Annotated in this window: 8 protein-coding genes; 6 read left to right on the plus strand and 2 right to left on the minus strand. The window is 47.7% G+C overall.

All coding sequences use genetic code 11. From position 1 onward, the window contains the following. The 4 genes from U1140_RS11280 to U1140_RS11295 form a co-directional block, all read left to right on the plus strand. The coding region (locus U1140_RS11280; protein WP_369847954.1) for an IS30 family transposase at positions 1-269 on the plus strand (269 nt) is incomplete at its 5' end. A 389-nt stretch (positions 270-658) separates the two neighbouring features. Continuing rightward, positions 659-1837 carry an L-tyrosine/L-tryptophan isonitrile synthase family protein gene (locus tag U1140_RS11285; RefSeq protein ID WP_369847955.1) on the plus strand — a complete coding sequence of 393 codons (1179 nt, stop codon included), beginning with the start codon at positions 659-661 and terminating at the stop codon, positions 1835-1837. Positions 1838-1848: 11 nt separating this feature from the next. Next, entirely contained in the window at positions 1849-3033 is a 1185-nt protein-coding gene (locus U1140_RS11290; RefSeq protein ID WP_369847956.1) for an MFS transporter, read from the plus strand. Continuing rightward, entirely contained in the window at positions 3030-3437 is a 408-nt protein-coding gene (locus U1140_RS11295; protein ID WP_369847957.1) for a hypothetical protein, read from the plus strand. The genes U1140_RS11290 and U1140_RS11295 overlap by 4 nt, the downstream gene beginning before the upstream one ends. Here U1140_RS11295 and U1140_RS11300 read toward each other — a convergent pair. Then, positions 3427-4275: an IS3 family transposase gene (locus tag U1140_RS11300; protein ID WP_161970162.1), complete on the minus strand. Its 849-nt coding sequence runs from the start codon at positions 4273-4275 to the stop codon at positions 3427-3429. The two genes, U1140_RS11295 and U1140_RS11300, sit on opposite strands and share 11 nt — an antisense overlap. Positions 4276-4298: 23 nt before the next feature. After that, positions 4299-4589, minus strand: coding sequence for a transposase (locus U1140_RS11305; RefSeq protein ID WP_018120343.1), 291 nt, complete (start codon positions 4587-4589; stop codon positions 4299-4301). A gap of 212 nt (positions 4590-4801) precedes the next feature. Between U1140_RS11305 and U1140_RS11310 the strand changes: the two genes are divergently transcribed. Then, positions 4802-5002 (plus strand): HAD hydrolase-like protein, encoded by a 201-nt coding sequence (locus U1140_RS11310; protein ID WP_369847958.1) that lies wholly within the window; start codon positions 4802-4804, stop codon positions 5000-5002. 66 nt (positions 5003-5068) lie between these two features. Continuing rightward, positions 5069-5386 carry a transposase gene (locus U1140_RS11315; protein WP_284813592.1) on the plus strand — a complete coding sequence of 106 codons (318 nt, stop codon included), beginning with the start codon at positions 5069-5071 and terminating at the stop codon, positions 5384-5386. Positions 5387-5509 lie beyond the last annotated feature (123 nt).

A 5509-nucleotide genomic window follows, 5' to 3' on the forward strand; every position in this document is an offset into this window, starting at 1 on the left:
GTGAAATGGCATGCCATAAAGCTTTTAGCATCGCTACGGATTGCCCGGTGTATTTCTGTGAGCCTGGTTCGCCTTGGCAGCGAGGGACTAATGAAAACACCAATGGGCTATTACGGCAGTATTTCCCTAAAGGAACAGATTTGAGTCTCTACACTGCTGGGGACCTTGAATTTGTAGCGATGCAGTTAAATCGCCGACCACGCAAGACGCTAAGTTTTGACACCTCGGCCGAACGAATGGCAACCCTGCTAGAGTCAACCGAAACGTAGGACGTGTTTCCACGACCCCTAGAATCCAAGGTGTATCCAATGAGTGCTTACCCATTGTCTACCTCCCTTTTACGTCGTAGGGTTGTTCGCTCGCCTGAAAAAAAAGGGTGCGCGGGACAGCCCACGTCACGCGTGGGCTGTCCCGCGCACCGACGAGGAAGTCACGCCCACACCCCACCACAAGTAGCGGGGTGTGATTGTGAACCAGCACTAACGCTAGCAGCCACCCCTGACGAGGTCTCATATAGTGAAATCACCCGTCGACGTGCACGATATCTCTCTCTTATGTCCCGTGAATGAAACTAAAGAAAAGTTAAAAAGTGTCCTATATCATAGTTTTATCTTCATTCTTTTCAGATCTCAATCCTTAACACGAAAGGATCCGCAACGTGAAAAACACCGTTTCAGTCACAGGAGAACTGCTTTCAGATTCCCAACCAGTCAGTGATTATGACTGGCCTTCCGATGAGCCTGATCTTTCCACTACCACTCTGAGCGTTCTGAGTTCTTCTTTTCGGGATGATCTTTTGCGTGAGTGTTCTTTGTATCGAGAGTTCAGTGCTGACGGTTTCCTGAAGTCTTATGGAAACCAAACGCCGTTAGAGCAAGCCATTGCCTTGCTGAACCATCATGCTTTTCAATTCAACTCTAAAAAGCGGTTCCGTAATTCAGATGCAGTGAGACAGAGCGTAAAAGAATCTCTTGAAAACGGGGCACCATTAGACGTTGTGATCCCCATTTTTTGCGTTATTGGAAATAAACTGAAGCGATTCGACCCAACGGTAGTTACCTTCGCCGAGGAATGCACTCTTCTAGCCCTTCAACGGATTGCTGATATTTTCCAACAAGTTATTGGCTTGGAGCTTCGGTTTCAGATAATTTCGGATGCTCTATTTTATATCCGCCCCTTGGGCTCAGATCCTGTAGTCGCCTCTCTTTACTATAAGGAATTGTGTGACTATGTGGATAACCATAAGTTAAATAATTTGACTGTCCATGACATGTCTCTTTTGCCTTCGAATCGTTTAGAAGAATTTGAAGATGCATATTTACGCTTTGTCAAGCCTCTAAGAGAGGATCCCGGCCATGGCCTTGAAGAAGGAAACCACCAATCTTGGCTGCGATCTATGGCTTCGACCATTACGACGCGGGATATCCCGGCAACATATAAAGAAGTAGAGCAGACTTTCCGGAACCATGATTTTTCTACGCCTTTTGGACAAGAAGTACTTTCTCGAACAGGACACGCATTTGTTGACTATCGGGCGTTGAAGTATGCATTAAATGAGCTTCATTGGGATGAGACTCATTTTCCAGGGTCGATTCGGGCGACCATTCACCAGAAAAAAGAACCTGTACTGGGATTAAGGGTGTATCCAGAATACAAAAGGAAATCTCACTTGTTGCCGTATCATGGGGTTGCTGTTATTAAGCGCGGTGTGGATGATAATCCTGTTATGGAGATAGCTCCCGAAATCAGTGTTATCAGACGAGAAAGCTTTAAACGCTTTATTCTTCCCACGGGAAGTACCGATCTATATGTCGATACAACCTCTATTGAGCTGTAGAAATTAAAGACATGCAGCTGAAAAAAGCACTTAATTTCAACACTCTTCGTTTTGCTATTGCGTATGCCCTAGGTTTGTTTGTAGCTGGTGTCGATCTTTCTATATCGGTGCGAGCAGGCGAGGCGCTGACAGGAAATTCGCTGGGAGGAACAGCTTCCTATGTTTTGATAGCGCTAGGAACGATTATTGCAGCGAGAATAGGCGCACCGCAGTTACAGCGATTTGGGCCGAGAAGGATATTTTTCGCAGCTGGAATAATTTGCGTATTATCAGGCGTTTCAACGTCTTATGCCGCATATGCCAGTATTCCTGGATTGCTCTATGTAGGGATGCTTTTGATTGGCATCTTTATGGGGCTATCAAATTTTCATAGAATCCTAGTTAAAGATCACTCGAACAGCCCGAACCCATGGGACACTAGTCTCGTCCTATTAAGCGGTGTGGTCGGCTCAATTCTAGGACCGTGGGCTGCAGGAACAGTTGCAGGATCGGTTGCGGAATTCTCAAAAGCCTATCAGCTGGTAATAGCGGTGGGAGGATTAGTTCTACTTACATCCCTGATGTTGCCGAAGAATTCTAAGACGAGTGCTGAGCAGGTCACTACCACGTCTTTTGATGATCGCTGGTTGCTTTACTTGGGTGGAATAGCCGGAATGTTTGGGTACATGGCTATGACTCTTATGATGACTGCAGTTCCACTTGCCGCCCAAAGTCAAGGACTGGAAAGCCAGGTCATATCTCGCCTGACTGAAATCCATATGGTCGCTATGTATCTTCCCATTGTGATGGTCCCTCCGCTTTTAGCAAGGTGTTCTGCCCGCGCGACAGCAGCTGGTGCTTTAGGGGTTGGTGCTATTGGCGGTGTGATCGTTTTGATGATTGATTCTCAACTTGGAAAGACTAGTCTTTTTCTGTTGATGCTCATTGCTGGTGTAATTTGGGCTTTTTCATATACTGCTGCCTCGGATATGGTGGCGGAAAATCAGTTCGGAAAAGCTAATCCATCTGCACGGGGCCGTGTTGAAATGCTCCCGCCGGTCGGAATGATGGTGGGCGCCATTCTGGCTGGGCTGTTACTGGAGTATTCCGGTTTCTTATCGGTGACAGTTACATTTATCCTCGTGTCAGTCGTAGCAGTACTTACGCTCTTTGTCCTGAGCAAGAACTCCATTGCGATAGGCGTGAAACAGAGGTGAGCGATTATATATTCGACCTTGATGGAACTATTTACTCAGGTGAGTACGCTTATTTGTCGATGGTAAATATGGCAAGCTGTTTGCCTGCGGATAAAGTGTGGTTCCTGTCTAACTCGGACAGGATGGGAGGGGATCAAATCTGTCAACGCTTAACAGAAATGGGAATTAATATTTATGACTCATCTCATGTTCTTACAGCTCAGGATATTGCTCGTGATTGGGTAAAAAATCAACATGCGAGATATCGAGTTTGGGCCCCTGGTGCGAGTTCCCGACTCTTAGTAGATGGAAAAGAAATAAATCTTGAGGTAGGAAACCTTAGCCAAGAGTTCGATAAAGTTCTTTTGTGCCTCGAGGGGGTCTGGAGTGAGCTGGAATATCGGACCAGTGACCTTAACTGGTAACCTCGAGATTTTCTTTCTTCCAACACTCAACAAACGCATCCGGGCTTAAATAACCCAAAGACGAATGCGGATGCAACTGATTATACCTTTGTGACCACCACGCCACCATCCGGGCAGCATGGGTGTGATCATCAAAGACATTATCAGCCAACAACTCATCACGCATACGATTATGAAACGACTCCACAAACCCGTTATGCCACGGCTGACCAGGGGGAATGAACGCCTGGGTTAACTGTTGCTCATCAACCCAATCTCGTAGCTTACCCGCAATAAACTCCGGGCCGTTATCCATACGCAACACCTTTGGACAGCCATGCTCTAACACAGCAACATCTAGCATTTCCACCACATCAGCAGCACTAATAGACCGAGCCAGGCTAAAAGTCACATGCTTGCGACTAAACTCATCGATGACGTTGCAGATCTTAAACGCCCGGCCGGTGTAATCAGAATCAAACTGGAAATCCAGTGCCCAAATCTCTCCTGGTTTTTCTGCTGCTCCTTTTCGGGGTTCAGGATTATGTGAGATCACCTGCTTACGTTGTTTACGAGGAAAAACCCGTAAGTTTTCCTCACGCCACAACCTGCGAAACACATCCCGAGAAACGCTGAAACCAGCACCGCGAGCATGAACAAGTCCACGCCTATAACCCCACCGACGATGGGTATCAGCAAACTCATTCATCCACTCACGCAGCAAATGGTAGCGATCTGCGCTTGGGTTACCACTACGCTTTGCGCGTTGCCTACGCGCCCGCTGATAGCTTGATCTAGATAGCCCGACAACACGACACGATAACCGCGTACTAAAGCCTTTATCGGTGAGATAGTCCACGGATTCGTGTTTGTGTTGCGGGCTTAGAATTTTTTCTCAGCTAGCTCGCGTAATGCTTCTTTTTCTAGTTCTGCTTGACCCAAAAGAGCTTTTAGCTGTGCATTTTCATCCTGCAGACGCTTGAGTTCTTTGGCTTCTTTGCGGTTGATCTGCCCGTAGTCACGGCGCCAGCGTGCCAAGGTGGCTTCTGAAACACCGATGTCGCGGCAGATCTCTGCGTTGGTTTTGCCTTCATTGGCAAGTTTTGTGGCTTTTTCTAATTTAGCCACGATTTGTTCTGGGGCGTGTTTGGTGAACTTTTTCATGGTTTCCATATCTTTCTGACCTGGTCGGTCGTTATGGTCTCCTATGTTAAGTCATCCGGTCCGAAAAACCCCGCCCACACCAGGTCGAAGCGCTCGTTGCACGGCATGGTGAGAAAAAGGCCTCAGCTCTACTGCGTGATAGTGGCGCTGAGATTGTGGCAATGAACCTTGATAGGTGGGTCTCTCGAGGAGGAACGAAAAAACTTGGGCTAGGTGGCTGGATGGATATTTTAGATATTACCGCCTCTTTGGTTGAAAATTTAGGTAAGCCCAGCGAACTTGGTGTTTCTATTTTGGCCGATCGTGGTTTAGTTATCGAGGACAGCCTAGTTATTGGCGATAACGCCGATACTGATGGAGTCTTAGCTCGAGCTATCGGTGTGGATTTCCTCCTTTTTCACGCACACCATGATGGAAGATAGGCGGGTCAAGTCCGGTGAAGTGTCCCAGGTTTTGTTCCGTTTGAGTAGATGGGAAAATCTTCGAACATGCCCAAAAAATTTGACCAGGATGCAAAGGACCGCGTGGTCCGTCTTGTGGAAGACCGCATCTTGGCGGAAAACATGTCGATGCAGGAAGCGTGCAAGATCGTGGCACCGAAACTAGGTGTCTCGTGGCATACTGCCAGGCAATGGACCCAGCAGGCTCGCCGTTCGGGAACCATCCCAGAACCTGTGCCTGAAGATTTGGCCGCCGAAAACGCGAGGCTACGCCGTGAAAACCAAGAACTACGCGACACCAATGAGTTGTTGAAAGCTGCCTCAGCTTTTTTCGCGTCGGAACTCGACCCGAAACGTCGGAAATGATCCGATTCATCGATGAATACCGGGATCGTTTCTCAGTCGAGTTCATCTGCACGACGTTGAAGAATAACCGGGTTGGCGGGTTTATCACCTCACGGGGTTATCGCCAATCCAAAGCTCGTGGGC

It is taken from the genome of Corynebacterium drakensteinense (genome assembly GCF_041224285.1).
Classification (GTDB): domain Bacteria; phylum Actinomycetota; class Actinomycetes; order Mycobacteriales; family Mycobacteriaceae; genus Corynebacterium.

Bases quoted from the DNA above. Each gene is read 5' to 3' on its own strand.
- U1140_RS11290 (WP_369847956.1), top strand. From the start codon at position 1,849: ATGCAGCTGAAAAAAGCACTTAATTTCAACACTCTTCGTTTTGCTATT.
- U1140_RS11305 (WP_018120343.1), bottom strand. From the start codon at position 4,589: ATGGAAACCATGAAAAAGTTCACCAAACACGCCCCAGAACAAATCGTG.
- U1140_RS11310 (WP_369847958.1), top strand. From the start codon at position 4,802: ATGGATATTTTAGATATTACCGCCTCTTTGGTTGAAAATTTAGGTAAG.
- U1140_RS11315 (WP_284813592.1), top strand. From the start codon at position 5,069: ATGCCCAAAAAATTTGACCAGGATGCAAAGGACCGCGTGGTCCGTCTT.